This window comes from Thalassoglobus sp. (genome assembly GCF_048270125.1).
In the GTDB taxonomy this organism is placed as follows: Bacteria; Planctomycetota; Planctomycetia; order Planctomycetales; family Planctomycetaceae; genus Thalassoglobus.
Genome location: NZ_JBLWTN010000006.1, coordinates 113,734 through 131,624, shown reverse-complemented (window position 1 = coordinate 131,624; position 17,891 = coordinate 113,734). Strand labels below are relative to the sequence as shown.

Here is a 17,891-nt window from a genome sequence, read left to right as displayed (position 1 = left end):
CGCAACTTCTTACTCAGAAATTGGTTCCGTCCGGACACGGTGGACCAGATATCGACCGGATCGGAACACTACTGGCTCAGACCAGGGGTATGCCTTTAAGTTTGCACGAGTGTATCCAGGTGGTGGCGCTAATGGTCCTTCTGCCCCGATTTCTTCTGCAGAACGTGTAGGCATTCCACAGCTTACTAAATCAGTGACAACAAATTTTTGCGGTCCACTGATCATAGCTGCATCGATAAGCTCTTTTCGTTCGGGAAAGTAGTTTTGCAGTTCGAACAGGTAAACATACGGTGTTGGAGAGGTCAGATTCAGGTTCCAATACAGCGTCACGAGATCGCTGTTGAACATGAGAACATCCCGTTCGTGGACATTTTGATCTTTCAAGAATGATTCAATCTCCGCCAGATCTTCCCATTTCGGGTTCGGTAACCGGGCCAGTGAGTCGGTTTCTGCAGGTGTGAGATCTCCCTGAGTTGCCGGCTTCCAGAGCCTCATCTGATTTGCATCAGTGAAAGGCGATCTCCACAGGCCGAGCAGTATCAACGGAAGCAGAACGGCAGGTGAGCGCAAGAGCCGATACTGTCCCGCGTGCACCCCGAGCACTCCAATAGAGAGAAGAATCGCTGGGATGTGAACATAGTCGAACAGGTGTTGCAAAAAGTGGGCTTGTAACAACCAGAAAAGATAGACAGCCGAGAGCAATGCCCGGACAAATACCTGATCGTTTCGAGCAGCGGGCTTCAGTAAAAATCGGCTGACCGACAACAATGAGAGCGGAATCGCTACCAGATGCAGAAGCGTCCAAGGGGCAAGGATGATATTCATCACTTTGTAGCGAGCAAGAGTCCAGTTCTGACTTCGAGCTTCGAGATATCCCGGATTCCACTCCCGCAAAGAGACCAGAAACGCCTCCAAAGCCCCCAGTCGCATCAGGCTCCAGAGGCCAATTGCTCCCATAATCACACCTCCGGCAAGAAGCCCGGCTCCATCAATCGCCTTTCTCTTCCATCCCTGAATCATGAATATGCTCATCACCCAGGCGACAAGGCAAACAATGAGCAAATGTGGTTTCAACCAGATGCCGAGCCCCCAAACGCAGCCTTCGACCAAGGAGTGAGCAAAAATCTTCGTCGAAGTGCCCGCTGCTTGTCGTTGTACCTGAAGGATTCTCAGCAAACATCCCCAAACTGCGGGGAGAAGCAGCCAGATATCACGCTGACAATGACACCATTCCGAGAGTGAGAGATAGAAAAGTAAGCCGAAAACCGCGGACCAGCCTCCGAAACGATAACTTCCGGTTCCTTTGACCACACATACGAGCATGAGCACGAGCATCGTGCAGACAATCGTCAGGTCAATGACCCGCAGTGCTTCGTTGCTCTCTCCCAGGCTCGACCGGGTCAACGAATGGATCACCAGGACACCGGGGAAGTTCGCTTCCACGATATCCCGATAGGGAAGAACACCCTCTTTCATCCAGCGTGCTTCTAAATCATAGAGGACTGCGTCATTCGTCACGGGTAAACGCAGAAATAACGGACCTAACGCAATCAGCAAAATTCCTGCTACGAGACCGGGCAGGAACAGGTCTTTGAGGTGGGGGCGTGGTCCGTTAGAATCTTGAATCATTGTTCGAAAATCCGCGAAAGCATAGATAATCACTGACTTTGCTGTGATTGGAACAATTCATGCGAATGACATTCCACACACTCGGAAGTCAATCGTCTTTTATCCTCTTTCAGAGTTCTACTTCAGGATCAGGTATGAATTCGGAGGTTCGCGTGCCAGAAAACCCGGCAGATACAGCGCAAACTAAAACGCATGCGCAAACCGACGGTAACGCGATTGGCGAGCGTGAAGAATTTGGGAACCAAATTCGTGAGAAGGTCGTGGTCAGCGGATGGGCACTGCTCGGAACACTCGCTGTCGGGTTGTTCTTTATCTATTGCAGTTACGTTCCCCTGTATCATACCGACCTTTGGGGACACGTTGGATACGGTAAGTGGATGCTGGAGCATGGTGAGCTTCCGATTGAAGATCCTTTTGTCTCACTTGCAGGTGGTGTTGAAGTCATCGATAACGCTTGGCTTTCGCAGTTGGCGTTCGGCTGGGTTGTACAGAACGTAGGCGTTGCGGGGCTGAGTGATCTGTACGCTGTCTCCTGTCTTGCCCTCTTTCTCGCCTTGATGGCTGCCTTTTCGTGGAGAGCGAAAAACTGGGGTGTTGGCTTTTTTTGTGCGGTCGGTGCCTGGGGAATGATTGCGTTTCGCTTAGCGATCATGCGACCAGAGTTGCTGGGCGGACTCTGTTTCGCTTTGTTGTTAGCTCAAGTCGCCTTGAGCGATCGTCGACGAGCCAATACTGACGAGTCCAAATCCGGAACCCCATTGTGGGCGTGGTTCACAATTCCGTTGACGTTCACACTTTGGACAAATTTGCACGGCTCATACATCGTCGGCTTCGCACTCGTTGGCTCTGCAGTGCTCGGGTCAGCGGTGGAAGCATTGGTTCGTACCAAATCGATCCTGGGAACCTGGAGAGATCAACGGTTCCGGGCAGATCTGATCATTCTTCAACTCAGTCTGTTGGCTGCCTGTTTGAACCCGTATGGAATCGACTTGCTTCTGCAAACAGTCTTGTTCCCGTCACATCCGAATCTGAAATCGGTGATGGAATGGTTCCCGTTGGAATTCATGTCGCTGGAAGGAATTCCGATGGCGATTTCCTGGGTGGTCGCAGCCTTTGCGATTCGACATAGCCGCGTGAAGTTTTCAGTTCGAGACGTCTTTCTTTTGCTGCTACTGAGCCTCGCGGTTTGCATGCGTGTTCGGATGATCGCCTGGTACTCGCCGATCTACTTTTTTGTGATGGCTCCACATTTTGCAGATTCACTCAGACAGCTTGGAGAAGTCAATTTCATTGAACGTCTCACGAGTTCGTTGGCATTTCTTTCTCGCCCTTCGTTTCATGTCGCGTTAGTCACAGGACTCATCTGTTATCTCGCTTTCGCATTTTCTCCCGTCAGCCGACATGTGATGGGAGGAAATCCTCCACCGGAAGAGAAACTGTACAGCTACCAGACCCCAATCAAGCTGAGCAAATATTTTCAAGAGCATCCTCCCGGCGGATTGATTTACGCTCCTCAATGGTGGGGGGACTGGCTGATCTGGCAATCGGACGAGGAACTTGAGGTGTTTGTTTCGACAAACACAATCCATCTTGTCCCGGAATCAGTTTGGCAGCACTACTTGACGATGAGCCGGGGGCGTGTCGGCTTCGACCGCCTTTTGAATCGTTACCGGATCAACACCATTGTAGTGAGCAAAGATTTACAGCCTGGGCTGGAAAAGATGATGAAAGAGAAACTTGGCTGGAAGTCCGTTTACGAGGATGAAATTTCCGTTGTCTTCGAGAGAGAGACAGTCCCAAAATCTGGCTCACAAACCGATTCGGCAGTCTCTGTTCACTGAGAAAAGTTTCCTGCGAAACGAACTAAGTCCACTCCTCCCAATAGCGAAATGACAATGAAAAAATTTGCCAACATTTCGTTCTATCTTCTGCAGATTGGTTTCGTTACCGCAATCTTCGGTTATGGGAGCGTGCGTTATCAGGAGCGCTTTGCGGATCGTGGTTTGCCAGAAGCAGTCAACGAACCAGTCCTCTTGGAACCACGGTACGACAGACCTGATTTCCTCTCAGATGCTCAGTTGCTCGCGACTCTTGAGAAGCTGAAACCTCGCTTGCGCGGCAAGAACCCGCGAATCAATTTTGTCGATCACGCTCTTCGATTCTGGGGTGTGCAATCAACTTTTGAGGATGATGAGTGCCTGGATGGCGTCGAGATGAGAGATTTGCTTCTTGATCATCGCGTATTTCAAAAGGCGTGGGGGCCGGAAGAGCGACCATTCCTTGTTCCCGATTTACGTAATGATGCAATGCTTCTTTCGATGCGGACAAAAGATGGGGCTGCCTCTGCGAGCCATACTGACCATTCATTAGCCAGCCTTGCAGAAGTCGGGACACCACTCGATTTTCCGGTCATCACTCCCACAGGAGAAATCGAACTTCGAGCGGCGCTCGAATACGCCATGAAGGAATTCAGCCTGAATCAGGATGAATATGAATGGTCAACGATGATCTTCCTGCACTATTTACCACACGTCCAGAAATGGAAGTCGACAGAAGGTCAAACCATTACCTGGGATCGGTTGGCGGATCGGTTAATGCGTCAGCGTTTAGCCGACGGCGTTTGCTTCGGATATCATCGCTTGTTCGCATTGGTGTCGATGCTGAATGCGGATGAAAAGGAAAAAATTCTTTCGGATGAAAAGCGACAGGAAGTGGTCAGCTATCTCCAGGATGTCACGAATCGACTTGTTAAAACGCAAAGCAAGGAAGGGTATTGGGATTCAAAGTGGCCGGGCGACGAGTGGGATGGTCCACCTTCAGAGGACAAGGGGAGCCCGCTCGGAGATGAGGCGGATCGAATCCTTTCAACTGGACACGCATTGGAATGGTGGGCGTTCGCTCCGGAAGAAATCTTGCCTCCGGATGAAACGTTACTCAAAGCGATTCAATGGACCTATGCAGAAATTGACGAGCTCTCCGATGCCAAGGTCAAACGTTATTACACCTTTCTTACTCATGCAGGGCGAGCATTAAGTTTATGGCGAGGCAAAATGCCGCATGAGGCCTGGAAAGAACGCAGCGAGAAAATGGCTCGGTTGAATCTCCCCTTGAATGAAGCAGGGACTGACTCTTCACCAGAAACAGATTCGGAAACTCGAACTTTCTCTTTCGAATAACGAGAAACCACTCAAGCACAGGTTTTCGGAGAAGAACTAAAGGACGTCCAATGAAATATTCACTTGTCATTCCCGTCTTTAACGAACAAGAGACCATTCCACGGTTGTACCAGCGTGTCACAGAAGCTGCCGAGACCTGGGGTGATGATTTCGAAATTCTTTGCATCGACGACGGTTCTACAGATTTGACGTCAGACCTGCTCGACGATATTAACACGCGCGATCCACGCTGGAAGAAGATCTCATTCTCACGAAACTTCGGACATCAGGCTGCTGTCTCTGCGGGACTTTCGTTTGCACAAGGGGATGTTGTCGGTGTGATCGATGGCGATCTGCAAGATCCCCCTGAGTTGCTCAAACAGTTGTTTGCTCGCTGGGAAGAGGGCTTCGAAGTCGTCTATGCCGTGCGCGCGTCTCGTCGGGAGCATTTACTCAAACGATTTGCCTACAAATCGTTTTATCGCCTGCTGCAAAAGTGTGCCTCAATTGAGATTCCTCTCGATGCGGGAGATTTTTGCGTGATGGATCGAAAAGTCGTCAACGTGATGAATGGACTCCCGGAACAGACGCGGTTTGTTCGCGGTCTCCGTACCTGGAGCGGCTTTCGCCAAACAGGAATCGAGTACAACCGCGATGCTCGAGACGATGGCGAATCAAAATATACTCTCTCAAAGCTGTTCCGCCTCGCGTTTGATGGTATTCTCGGTTTCAGCGCGCTCCCACTCCGAATTGCCAGCCTCCTTGGCTTGATCTTCTGCTTCTGCTCCGCTCTGATGGTCGTCGCTCTTGTGATCTGGCGAATGACTGACGTCACGATTTGGGGAATGAATCCGTCTCACTCGATGGGCTGGACCAGTCTGGTTTCGATTGCTCTGTTCCTGTCGGGTGTGCAAATGCTGATGTTGGGCATCGTCGGCGAGTACATTGCCAGAATTTTTGATGAAGTCAAAGGCCGCCCCGGTTGGATTGTTGCTGAGGCGACTGGGTTTGATTGCGAGAAGGAGTTTCAAGTTCCGACGCCCAAAGGTGTGGAACGTTTTGTGACCACGGAGGAAGCAGAGCGTGCAAGGCGATTATAGTGAACAATACATTCACCTCTGGAAAAACCACTGGTGGTGGAAGTCTCGCCATGAATTGGTGATGCGCGCAATCCGCAAACTCCGGAAGAAGCGAAAAGCTTCTGATGAAGAGTGGCGGTTGCTCGATATCGGCTGTGGCGGTGGTGTCGCATTCGATGACTTCAGTCGCTTTGGAAGTATCTCTGGAATCGAGCCGGACCCGCATCTGGCCCACGCCATCCCCAAGTGGGAGGATCGCATCGAACAACGTTTTTTTGATGCAAGTTATGTCCCCGAAGAGAAGTTCGATCTCGTACTGATGCTCGACGTCCTCGAACACATCGAACAGGACGAAGATGCTTTGCTTGCGCTCAAGAAGATCCTGCGACCAAATGGAGCAGCCATCATCACTGTCCCCGCACTGATGTCGTTGTGGAGCGCACACGATGAAGTCAATCACCATTTTCGAAGGTATACCGCAGCCAATTTGCGAACACTGCTTACCAGTACCGGATTCCGAGTCGAAAGGTTGCACTACTTCTTCAGCTGGTCATTGCCCTTGATGTTTGTCCGGAAACTGGTCGCAAGAAAGAAGACAAACTATTCAATTTCAGTTCCGCGCTGGCCGGTCAACGAAATCTTTAAGAGCATGACAAACTTTGAGAACTTCTTGAGGCGTTTTCATGTTCAAAGTCCGTTAGGAAGTTCGCTGTTTGCCTTAGTCACTTACGAAGATACAGGTGACGGAAGTGATACAAATGACCTCGTGATCGGGAAGATTACAGAATGAACCAACCCGAAGTGGCAAAAGTCAATTGATGTCCCATCTGCTGGCCACGACGATCATTGCTGCACGAATCGACTTGAACGAAGAAGCCTCTACTTTTTGTGTCGAATCCAAAAACACTCCCCTCAAGGCCAGAATCGGGGGCGGCTTAAGCGATGATTTCGTCAATGGCTTTTCCGTGATCGATTTCGAGTCGTTTCCGGCCGGGGACTTCGAGCTTGTGGGAGTCGAGGCCGAGTTGCTTGAGGATTGTGGCGTGGATATCGGTCACGTAATGTCGGTTTTCAACTGCATGAAACCCGATTTCATCCGTTGCACCATGAACGACTCCACCTTTGATTCCACCGCCTGCCATCCAGACGGAGAAGCCAAAGATGTGATGGTCACGCCCATCGGCTCCTTGAGATCCGGGGGTGCGGCCAAACTCTGTTGCAAAGACGACCATTGTGTCGTTAAGCATTCCACGACGATCCAGATCGGTCAACAGTCCTCCAATCGGTTGATCGACTGCGAGTGAGTTCTTCTCGTGGTTGGATTTGAGCTTTCCATGTGCATCCCAGGCCCCGGCTCCTCCTCCACCATGTTGGATTTGGATAAATCGGACTCCTCGCTCCACAAATCTTCGCGCAGCCAAAAGTTGTTGACCAAATGATTTGCATGCCGGATTGTCGAGGCCGTACAACGCCTGAGTCTCCGCTGTCTCTTCAGAAAAATTTACAACATCAGGAACAGCCGATTGCATTCGAAATGCCAGTTCGTAAGAGGCAATCCGAGCTGCGAGAGCAGGATCGTTGGGGTAGTTTTCACCACGGAGGCTGTTGAGTTCGTGGACCAGATCGAAGCCTCGTTGTTTGGCTGCTGGAGAAAATGGGCTCTCTGGTTTACTGAAATCCAGCGGATTTTTCGGGTCGATTCGAAGTGGCACCGCGTCATGCTTTGGGCCGAGGTAACTTCCGTCGCGATTGTTCCAGTAAGGACGCGTTCCGACAGAAATGAACTGTGGCAAATTTTCATTCAGACTTCCCAGTCCGTAGTCAACCCACGCTCCGAGTGTGGGGTAAATCCCATCGTTGGCGTGGCGCCCGGAGTGGAACTGCACCTGAGCTCCGTGGTTGCTGTCTGTGGTCCACATTGAGCGGACAATCGCTAATTTGTCAACGTTTGCTGCCGTGTGCGGGAACCAGTCGCTGACTTCAATTCCGCTTTCACCATGCTTCTTGAAACCGACTTGGAGTGGAAAGAGTTCATTCCGCTGATTTCCATTTCCGTCGGGCACGACGAGTCGTTCGATTGCCAGCTTCTTCGGGTCTTGAGCATCGGCAAACGGAGTTTCTGCGATGGTTTTTCCGCCATATTTTGTCAGTAGCGGTTTCGGATCGAAACTTTCCATGTGACTGACGCCACCGTTCATGAACAGCCAGATCACGCTCTTCGCCTTCGGAGCGAAGTGGGGTTTTCCATTCGGTGGCGACCATGCCGATTCCTGTGAGGAATAGCCATCTTTGTGCAGCATCGCTGCCAGGGCGAGGCTTGCGAAACTCGTTCCTGAGTGCGTGAGAAACGAACGTCTTGTTTGATTCGATGAACTCATGTTCAACTCCCTCGCTGCTATCTTAATGTGACAAAATCATTGTGGTTAAGAAGTGCCCAAATGAAGTGTGCCCGGGCAGATTCTGGGGTGGCCTCGGGTTGTTTGCTCCAGTCGGAGAGTGCTCGCAGACTCGCTGTGAGTTCTGCCTCAGTTGCGTCGATGCCAAGGATTGCAGCGAAGGCTTCGCGAACAAATTCGGTCTCGCTGAGTTTGTTCTCGTTGTCGATCTGTTTGACAATTTTCGGAGCCGCTTCTAAAACGAGTTTGCTGTTTGATAGCGCTAACGCTTGTTGTGGTACAACGCTTTGTTCACGCTGGTAGCATTCTCGAACGGCAGCTTCGTCAAACATCGTCAGGAAGAGGTTGCGTTCATTATTCGAATGAAAGAAGTAGAGGCTTCTTCGTTTCGAGTCGACTTGCTCAGCGATAGGAATCGTCGGACCACCCATCGTCAGGTCCAACTCACCGCTGAGAGACAAGATTGAATCACGGACGACCTGAGATTCCATTCGAATCGGTGTTCGACGCCATAGCTGACGGTTGTCTTCGTCCAGCGAGAGATTCTGGTCTGCACCTTCGAGCGATGAACCCATTCTGTAGGTTGAGGAATTGACAATCACACGGTGAAGATGTTTCATACTCCAGCCATTGTCAATCAATTCAGATGCCAACCAGTCAAGCAGTTCGGGATGTGTTGGCGAACTTCCATTTCGTCCGAAATCAAAGACACTCGCGACAATCGGACTGCCTAGATGCCGAGCCCAGATGTGATTCGCTGCGACTCTCGCGGTGAGCGGATTTTTGGGGTCGGTAATCCATTTTGCGAGAGCGGTTCTTCGACCGGTACTTGTCGGCTTAAATGTTTCAGGAAGATCATCCTTTGCAGAACTGGCAAATCGCGTTGGTGTCCATTCCGCGCCTCGGAGCGGCTCAAATCCATCCAGTGATTCAATTGGTGAAGCGATCTGCTTTTCAGTCTTTGCAAGCTCTTGATTGGCTTTCTCAATCTGTTTCTCGATTGCAGCTTTTTCTTTTTCGTTTGCTTCTTTGACCTGTTGCTGTTTCTCGAGAAGCGTTCGTTGAGTTTGTAGCAAGCTCACTTGCATTTCAGCACGCAACGCTGCTTCAATTTCTTCTCGTGCCTCACCATTCCAGGTTGCTTGAGTGGCAGCAGCGCGCCTCTCCAATGTTTGATGCTTTGCTTTCGCGATTTCGAGATCCATTTCTGCGAGTTTGACTTGATCACGTGCGATCTCAAGTGAGCTTTCACTTGAGAGGGCAGTGACGCTCACTTCATCAATTTCTGCAGACACGGCATAACTGACGAGTTCCATCGCCCCCGATTTGCGAGGCTGTGGACTGCGCCAGTGAATCACTTTGTTTCCATTGAAGAAAGCGGTGATCAACTCTCCTTTGGCCTGTATTCGAAGGACATAATCCTGCTCTGTGTCGATTGTTTGAATGTGGAGCGCATCTCCGCCGGGATATTGATTTCCACTTCCCGAATCATATGCTGCCTGAACTTTATTACCTCCGCCTGATGCGTACACCAGTTGGGATGTCGTCTCGGTGACATCGAATCCCAAACCAATGCTTTGGTATTTCCCACCAGGGTGAAGGCGAAACTTAATTGTCGCGTCAAAGTCGCGTGGGGCGTGCTCAAGGAAACGGATTGCCCCGCGGCTCTCTGCTTCTGTGTGCAACTTTCCGTCATTGTGAGTCCATTTCCCGGTCAAGCTTCTCCATTTGTTCTGATCAAACGTTGTGAAGTCTTCTTCGATGATCGGTCCCGGTTGTACGGAAGCAGCGGATTCATTGAGTTTCGTTTCAGCTTCCAGGCGGGCGTTTGCCTCATCAAGTGCTTTCTGGACAGGGGGCAAAGTTGCTGCTGATTTGGCGAGCTGATCTTCGATGATCCAGGGACGCCTTACTGGCTGCCATGCTTCAGGCGGGAGTTCAACTTGTTGAATGACAAGATCGCCCTCGCTCACAATGGCTGGGACGCCGGGATTGATGACCTCTGACTTGTCTGGAGTTGCTTCATTTCCTCGCAAGTATAAATAGGTCGGCTTTTCAAGCAGTGAATCGAACGCCCGAGGAATTCCGTTCTTGATGAGGTCAGGCTCACCCGGCACACGATCCATGCGAACATGATACGGCTCAAAGAATGCCCTCATGCTGTAGTATTCTCGATGTGAGATCGGATCAAATTTGTGGTCGTGGCATTTCGCGCAGTTCATGGTTAGCCCGAGGAAACCCTTGCCTACATGTTCAACAATTTCATCCATCCAGGCGTCGCGATTGAAGAGCATCCAGTTCCGCGCCATATATCCCGAAGCTCGCAACTTCTGCAAATCATTCGGGGCGAGCTCATCCGCAGCCAGCATCAAGCGGACCATTTCATCATACGCGAGGTCGTCGTTGAGTGATTCAATAATCCAGTCTCGCCAGTGCCAGATATGCTTCTGGCTATATCGCATTTGCTTTCCCAGTCCCCACCAGTCGCTGTATCGCCAGATGTCCATCCAATGTCGGCCCCAGCGTTCCCCGTAGCGTGGATCCTCGAGGAGTTTATCGACTGTTTGCGCGTACCAGTTGGGAGATTCATTTGCCTTGAGGTCAGCGATCTCTTCAAGGCTGGGAGGAACTCCAACCAAGTCGATGTAGAGGCGGCGTTGGAGCATCAATCGAGACGGTTCCGGAGTGGGCGTCAAACTCTTTTCTTGATGTCGTCGTGCGACGAATGCATCGATTGGATTTCGGACCCATTGTGAATTGAGTTGAGGGACTTCGGGTCGAAGAATCGGTTGAAACGCCCAATGCAGATTGGGATCGGTCTCCGGCTCTTCATTCGTCGGAGCAGGGGCTCCAGCAGCGATCCATTTGCGAATTGCTGCAATCTGTTCCTTGGAGAGTCGTTCGCCTTCTCCGTGCGGCGGCATTACTTCAAACTCTTCGGTGGCGGAGACCCGTTCCAGCAACAGGCTTTTTGCTGGAGTCCCCGGTTGAATGACTGCCCCGGAGTCGCCCCCTTTGATCATCAACTCAACGGTATCAAGGCGAAGTCCGGCTTCTTGTTTTAACGCTCCGTGACAGGCAAAACAGCGTTGACGAAACAGAGCCTTGACGTCCTTCTCATACGAAACCGTCTCCTCTGCAGAAAGGGCAACATTGCTTCCGCCGCAAAACATGGCGAACAGAGCGAAGACCATCAAACAGGATGGTTTGAACCAACAGAAGGAAGTTCTGTCATGGTGACGAGTCCCATGCATGTTTTGTATCCGTGCAGTTAACGATTCACGATATTGCATTTTGCACACATTTTTAAGCGGTCTGGACGATCGCACAGTTGGGAAATTTCTCGTGTTGTCACTTTTTATCACTTCAATGAGTGAGAGCTGAAACCAGTTCACCCTTTGTATCTTAAGCTTTGGTCTTTTGGTCACTTGGCTTTCGGCCAGTTGGTCTCTGTTTGACGACCAGGTTGGTTGCAGAACTGACTGGCCGTGCTATCGACGCTGTCCGTTCGATCTGGCTCAGGATTGGGTGGTTGTTGAGTATGTGATGTGACAATGCCTTGCAGGCTCTCGCCCATTTTTTGTCCAGCAGGGCCGTGATGATCTCGCGATGTTGACGCATTGTTTCAAGTGCGACGTCATTGTCGTGATCTTCCCATTCAAAGAGCAATCGGTAGTATCGTCCCTGTCGGTCGAAGAAGTCCTGAATGTAAGTATTTCCGGAAAGCGAGATGAAATAATCGTGGAGCGATTCATCAACCGTCAGAAACTGTGTTGTGGAATTTCCGGGAGTGTTTGCCTGAAGGATTCGTTGAAGTTCCTTTGTCTCAAATTTCGGTCTTGCCAGCTCAAGGGCCTTCAATTCAAGGACTTCGCGGACCTCAATATATGCCTGTAGATCATCTTGCCGAAATGGTTGTAGGCGCCAACCGCGTCGTGGAATGTGGTTGAGAATTCCTTCTCCAGCGAGTCGATGCAGGATGTTGCGAATCGCTGAACGACTGATGTCGTACTTCTCAGCGGTCGCCTCTTCACGTAAATAAATTGGTTGACCTCGAAGGCTGAGCCGCACGAGATCGCTCGCAATTTTCTGATACGGATCACTTGGCGGTTCGGGCAAGAGTGGCTCTGAATCTCCGGAGTCTCCAGAAGATTGCTGAGGCGTTGCCACTAATCGCTTATTGGGCCCCTTCTCCAGTAGACCTTCGTCGATCAGTTCTGCCACTGCCGCTCGGACCGGGGTAAAGCTGACTTGATAATGCTCGGCCAGTGAACCCAGAGTCAATTGGACGGGAAGCTGACAGCCAGATTGGAGATGGGCTGCGAGATCATCTTTGATGTACATTGCCATAGACATGTTTTGATCGTAGTTGTCATCGGCGACAATATCAAGTACATTGTCGCCAAAATCAAGTTTTAAGAACTGATTCGAATACCTGAATGCCGCCTCTCGGGATCTCATGGGATCTTTTTTCCGTAGGATTTCCGGCAGGTTCTCAACACGAGGTAGAGCATTCCCGCACAATATTCGTAGGGAATGACAACGGAAATCACGCACCGACTTCAAAGAACGCTAACGGAATCGCAGATGAAAATTACCGCAATCGAAACTTTGGTCTGTCACGCCAGGATGAGGAATTGGGTCTTCGTCAAAGTTGTGACTGACCAGCCGGGTCTGTTCGGTTGGGGAGAAGCGACGCTCGAATGGCACACTCGCGGAGTTGTTGGAACGATTGAAGATCTCTCTTCGCTCTTAATCGGAGAGGACCCAACGTGTGTCGAGCATCTTTGGCAAATGATGTGGCGGCAGCATTTCTGGCACGGCAGTGGAGTGACGCGATCAACTGCGATTGCAGGGATCGATCTCGCTTTGTGGGATATTGTCGGAAAAATTCATGGAGTTCCGTGCCATAAGCTTTGGGGCGGACCGGTGCGAGATACGATTCGTTTGTACTGCCATCTTGGTGGCGGGAATCTCGAAAACTTTTACGAAACACCTGTCGACAATGCGAAGCAGTTCGCGGAACTCGCTCAACAGGCAGTGGGAGAAGGATTTTCCGCATTTAAGTCGATGGCGGTCCCACCGACCATGGCTGTGGAAGGTTTAAAGCCGGTTAAAGCTGCGGATGCGTGCGTTGCTGCAATGCGTGAGGCCGTCGGTGAAGAGGTTGATATTATGGTCGACTGCCACGCGAGACCATCCCCAGCAATGGGGATGCAATTTGCGAAAGCTCTCGATCAATACGGTCTCTACTTTTTTGAAGAACCTTGCTGGCCAGAGAATATCGAATCACTCGCTGCCATTAACGCTGCGGTCACAACGCCCATCGCAACCGGCGAACGTCTTACGCATCTGGCCGCCTTCCGAGATCTCTTCGCAGCTCGCGGATGTGAAATCTGTCAGCTTGATCTTACACATTGTGGCGGATTCACAGAGGCTCGGCGGATTGCGGCTCTGGCTGATGCACATCGAATTGCACTTGCTCCTCACAATCCACAAGGACCGGTCAGCACAGCCGCCTCATTGGAATTCGGGTTCTCTCAGCCAAACTATATTATTTGCGAATCGGTTCATAACGATGTGCCGTGGCGAGATGATATCGTTGAGGAAGGGTATACGATCGACAAATCAACCCGAACGGTCACTCGAAACACGCAACCGGGGCTCGGGATCACGATCAATGAGGATGAAGTTCGCAAGCATCCGTTCGAGCAGGAAATCCCTCAGCGTGTCTTCTATCAAGATGGCTCAGTGGGCGATTGGTAAACGCAGTTCGGATGCTGCTGCATTGCTCTTTGACCATGAAGAACGATTTTCACCAGCGAAATACCGTTCGCCATGAGGCAGAACGCGAACACACATTCGAAAATGCTGTAGAAAGGTCCATTCGTGAATCCAGCACAGTCATCGCAGCGAACAACTGCATCAACTCCCGCGCCAGCCCCATTTTCACATCCTTCTTTTCAAGGACTGATCGGGATTGCTCGGGAGGATATTACTCCGCCAGTAGGAATTTATTCACGAAACTGGGGGGCTGCAAAACATGATGTCGCCACTTCAATTCATCGACCACTCACGTTGACGGTGATGACGATCAAGGCGTCAACCAGCGAAGCACCGCTGGTTTTCATTGATGCCGATCTTGGCTGGTGGAAAACTCCGCAGACGTATGAGAGTTTTTCGTCGCGTCTCCTTGATGCGTTGTCGTTGAAAAGCTCTCAGCTGATCTTCGCGTTAAGCCATACCCATGCTGGCCCACCGCTCATGGATGCGGACGAGTCACTCCCCGGCAGCGACTTGCTGAATTCGTGGATGGAAGACCTGTTCGAAAAGACAGTGAAGACCGTTCAGGACTCTTTGAGTTCGCAAGTTGAATCAACTCTTGACTGGCATTCCGGTAGATGTAATCTGGCGACTTATCGAGACCTGCCAGATCCGAATGTTGAGAATGATCGTGTCTTGTGCGGATTTAATCCAAGTGGAACTCCGGACGAGACGCTCATCGTTGGACGCATCACCGATCAGTCCGGTCAGCTGAGAGGCACTATCACGAATTATGCCTGTCACCCAACCACACTGGCCTGGGAGAACGAAGCCATTTCCCCCGACTATCTGGGAGCGATGCGGGAAACCATGCAGCAAGTGACCGGTGCGCCAGCCTTGTTTATGCTGGGAGCCTGTGGAGATTTGGCACCTCGAAATCAATACGTGGGTGATGTCGAAGTTGCTGATCACCATGGACGCCAGCTGGCTTACGCTTCGTTGGCTGTCCTTGAAGATATGGAACCAACTGGGCAGCAACTCGCTTATACGGGGGCAGTCGAATCGGGAGCCCCACTTGCCGTCTGGAAGAATCAACCGGTCGAAATTTCAAGCATCCTGTTTACAGATCAATTGACGGTCGAGTTACCGATCAAAGATTGGCCGACCGCTGAGGAACTTGAAAAGGAGCGGCTGGCCTGTCCTGACCGGGCACTTGAAGAACGGTTGCGACGGAAGCGAGACATCCGACGCGGTATCGGCGACGGCTCAACTTTTCAGCTTCCGATTTCGACATGGCGAATCGGTGACGCTGTTCTCGTCGGTTGCTGCTGTGAGCCGTATTCGGTGCTCCAGCAGGAGCTTCGTCAACGATTTCCCGATGTAACAATTCTATGTATGAACTTGATCAATGGATCGGTGGGTTACCTTCCTCCCGCAGAGTTGTATGACACCGATGTTTATCCCGTCTGGCAAACCCCTTTTGACCGGGGAAGCCTCGAACTCACCTTAGAGATGATGACACAGGCGATTCGCGATGCCCTCAATGATTGACGAACCACTTCACGGTGTGCTGCCTGTTTTGCACACTCCTTTTCACGAAGACCACACGATTGATTTCGAAACGTTACAGCGAGAAATTGACTGGGCTTTCGAGACCGGTGCAGATGGTCTTGTCGTCGCGATGGTGAGTGAAATTCTTCGCTTAACTTCAGAGGAACGAAAGGAGCTGGCAACATTCGTCTGCCAGTCGGCAAAAGGTCGCGGCTACTCCGTCATCAGCGTTGGAGCTGAAACAACACTCGAAGCAATTCAATATGCACGCCATGCAGAGCAAGCCGGGGCGAGTGCTTTGATGGCGATCCCACCCGTCGCTACCTCGCTGGGAAGCAATGCGACATATGAATATTTTGCGGCCATTGCCAAAAATGTTTCCATCCCCTTAGTTGTTCAGGATGCGTCAGGGTATGTCGGCAGCGCGATCGACCTTGGTGTTTATCGAAAACTGTTGGAGGAGTTCGGGGCGGAGCGAATTTTCTTCAAACCCGAGGCGAGTCCGCTCGGACCGAACTTGTCTCTGCTGCGAGATTCAATCACGGAGCCCATCCGTGTTTTCGAAGGTTCCGGCGGTCTCAATCTGGTCGACTGTTATCGTCGTGGAATCGTAGGAACGATGCCGGGGACGGACTTGCTTGATGCCATCGTTGCACTTTGGAGTGCTTTGAAAACGGGCGACGATGACAGAATTTATGAACTCTCGTTTTCAATTTGTGGGATTGTTGTCTTGCAACTTCAGGCTGGTCTGGATGGTTTCCTCGAGATTGAAAAACATCTGTTGAAGAAGCGTGGGATTTTTCTGAACACGCTTCAGCGTCAACCTGTCAGCTGGGAAATCGACCCAGAAACCGTTGAGGAAGTCGATCGTTTATTTGCTCGGTTACAGAATTTGCTCGGTAACAGCGGTGCTTGTAAGTAATGCGTATCGAGCAACCGCGAGCTTCTGAGTTTCGGGCTTCCGGGCAGCGAACAGTTTAAGACCGCGTCACTCATCAAAGCAGTCAGAGAATTCGTATGACAGATCGTCCAACCGCAATTCGCTATCGTACGCTTGCCTGGCTGACAGTGGCCGCCGCGTTAGCGTACCTCTGTCGAAACGCGGTGGGCGTCACTGAGAGTACGATACGTACTGAGCTTGGTCTCACGCACGAACAGTCCGGATGGTTCATGGGCGCATTCTTCTGGACTTACGCTCTCTTTCAGGTTCCCACCGGCTGGTTTTCAGAAAGAGTAGGAACTCGATTGGCCCTGAGCATTTTCGCTTTGTGCTGGTCGTTCGCAACGTTCGGAGTCGGGATCGCGTCTGGATTCTGGTTGCTTATCGTCGCTCAGTTATTGATGGGAATAGCCCAGGCAGGCATTTTTCCGGCATCGTGCAATTCAGTCGGCTACTGGATGCCGCTCTCAGAACGTTCACTCGCATGTGGGATATTGGCAGCGGGGATGCAGGTTGGTGCGATCGCAGCTAGCGGATTCGCAGGCGAGCTGACTGAAGGGTCTGGCTGGCGATGGGTGTTTGTCGGTTTTGCATTTCCGGGAATCCTCTGGACGCTCGGCTTCTACTGGTGGTTCCGTGATCGCCCCAGTCAGCTGAGCACTGTCAACGCCAGCGAACTCGCCTTGATTCAAGCAGGCCGTGTCGAACAAGTTTCGAACGAAGAGCAGAGTACGAGCGAACTGACCGAGCTGTACAACATTGCAGCGAACCCAGTCTTGTGGTTGCTGTGTGGACAACAGATTTGCCGAGCATCTGGATACATGTTTTTTGCCAGCTGGTTTCCCACATTTCTTCAGGAGACACGCGGTGTTTCCGTTTCAGAGTCGGGCTACTTACAAGGTCTGGTGTTAGCGGGAACTTTGGTCGGAAGCATCTTCGGAGGCATGGTCACTGACTGGATTTGGAAACGGACAGGAAGCTTGCGACTCAGTCGCAGCGGAGTCGGTGCAGTCGCTTTGGGGTCTTGTTCACTTCTCATTCTGGCTGCCTGGTTTGTCCAGAGTGTCTCACTCGCCGTCATTTTACTCACATTGGGTTCACTCTCAGCAGCGATTGCAGGGCCATGTGCATTGGCAGCGACAATCGATATTGGAGGCCCTCGTGTCCCTCAGGTCTTCGGAATGATGAACATGACCGGGAATCTTGCCGCAGCGGCATGCCCGGTTCTGGTTGGAATTCTCTTTCAGCGAACCGAGAACTGGAATCTGATCCTCCTGCTCTTCGCAGCCATCTATTTTATCGGGGCAATATTCTGGGTATTGACCAATACCGAAAATCGTATCTCCACCGAGCCAGACGATTCTTGAACTCGAACACC

Annotated in this window: 12 protein-coding genes; 8 read left to right on the top strand and 4 right to left on the bottom strand. The window is 51.2% G+C overall.

What is annotated here, in order from left to right:
• Positions 1 to 9: 9 nt before the first annotated feature.
• Positions 10 to 1,629: a hypothetical protein gene (locus ACN0YR_RS09595; RefSeq protein WP_417848992.1), complete on the bottom strand. Its 1,620-nt coding sequence runs from the start codon at positions 1,627 to 1,629 to the stop codon at positions 10 to 12.
• A 134-nt stretch (positions 1,630 to 1,763) separates the two neighbouring features.
• Between ACN0YR_RS09595 and ACN0YR_RS09590 the strand changes: the two genes are divergently transcribed.
• The 4 genes from ACN0YR_RS09590 to ACN0YR_RS09575 are packed head-to-tail and all read left to right on the top strand — an operon-like array spanning position 1,764 to position 6,653.
• A complete protein-coding gene (locus ACN0YR_RS09590; protein ID WP_417848991.1) occupies positions 1,764 to 3,470 on the top strand; it encodes a hypothetical protein in 1,707 nt (568 codons plus the stop codon).
• 54 nt (positions 3,471 to 3,524) lie between these two features.
• Positions 3,525 to 4,805: a hypothetical protein gene (locus ACN0YR_RS09585; RefSeq protein WP_417848990.1), complete on the top strand. Its 1,281-nt coding sequence runs from the start codon at positions 3,525 to 3,527 to the stop codon at positions 4,803 to 4,805.
• Between the two features lie 50 nt (positions 4,806 to 4,855).
• Positions 4,856 to 5,884: a glycosyltransferase family 2 protein gene (locus tag ACN0YR_RS09580; protein WP_417848989.1), complete on the top strand. Its 1,029-nt coding sequence runs from the start codon at positions 4,856 to 4,858 to the stop codon at positions 5,882 to 5,884.
• Positions 5,868 to 6,653 (top strand): class I SAM-dependent methyltransferase, encoded by a 786-nt coding sequence (locus ACN0YR_RS09575; RefSeq protein WP_417848988.1) that lies wholly within the window; start codon positions 5,868 to 5,870, stop codon positions 6,651 to 6,653. Before ACN0YR_RS09580 ends, ACN0YR_RS09575 begins: the two co-directional genes overlap by 17 nt.
• 145 nt (positions 6,654 to 6,798) lie before the next feature.
• Here the strand turns inward: ACN0YR_RS09575 and ACN0YR_RS09570 are convergent, their stop codons facing one another.
• The 3 genes from ACN0YR_RS09570 to ACN0YR_RS09560 all read right to left on the bottom strand — a co-directional run bounded on the left by ACN0YR_RS09570 (position 6,799) and on the right by ACN0YR_RS09560 (position 12,720).
• Positions 6,799 to 8,241, bottom strand: a complete 1,443-nt coding sequence (locus ACN0YR_RS09570; RefSeq protein WP_417848987.1) for a DUF1501 domain-containing protein — start codon at positions 8,239 to 8,241, stop codon at positions 6,799 to 6,801.
• Between the two features lie 17 nt (positions 8,242 to 8,258).
• A complete protein-coding gene (locus ACN0YR_RS09565; protein WP_417848986.1) occupies positions 8,259 to 11,453 on the bottom strand; it encodes a DUF1553 domain-containing protein in 3,195 nt (1,064 codons plus the stop codon).
• A 211-nt stretch (positions 11,454 to 11,664) separates the two neighbouring features.
• Positions 11,665 to 12,720, bottom strand: a complete 1,056-nt coding sequence (locus ACN0YR_RS09560; protein ID WP_417848985.1) for an FCD domain-containing protein — start codon at positions 12,718 to 12,720, stop codon at positions 11,665 to 11,667.
• 126 nt (positions 12,721 to 12,846) lie between these two features.
• Between ACN0YR_RS09560 and dgoD the strand changes: the two genes are divergently transcribed.
• The 4 genes from dgoD to ACN0YR_RS09540 all read left to right on the top strand — a co-directional run bounded on the left by dgoD (position 12,847) and on the right by ACN0YR_RS09540 (position 17,880).
• Entirely contained in the window at positions 12,847 to 14,025 is a 1,179-nt protein-coding gene (gene dgoD / locus ACN0YR_RS09555; protein WP_417848984.1) for a galactonate dehydratase, read from the top strand.
• A 123-nt stretch (positions 14,026 to 14,148) separates the two neighbouring features.
• A complete protein-coding gene (locus ACN0YR_RS09550; RefSeq protein WP_417848983.1) occupies positions 14,149 to 15,573 on the top strand; it encodes an alkaline ceramidase in 1,425 nt (474 codons plus the stop codon).
• The gene (locus ACN0YR_RS09545; RefSeq protein ID WP_417848982.1) at positions 15,557 to 16,495 is read left to right on the top strand and encodes a dihydrodipicolinate synthase family protein; all 939 of its coding nucleotides are present in this window, start codon (positions 15,557 to 15,559) and stop codon (positions 16,493 to 16,495) included. The genes ACN0YR_RS09550 and ACN0YR_RS09545 overlap by 17 nt, the downstream gene beginning before the upstream one ends.
• A 95-nt stretch (positions 16,496 to 16,590) precedes the next feature.
• Positions 16,591 to 17,880, top strand: coding sequence for an MFS transporter (locus tag ACN0YR_RS09540; RefSeq protein ID WP_417848981.1), 1,290 nt, complete (start codon positions 16,591 to 16,593; stop codon positions 17,878 to 17,880).
• Positions 17,881 to 17,891 lie beyond the last annotated feature (11 nt).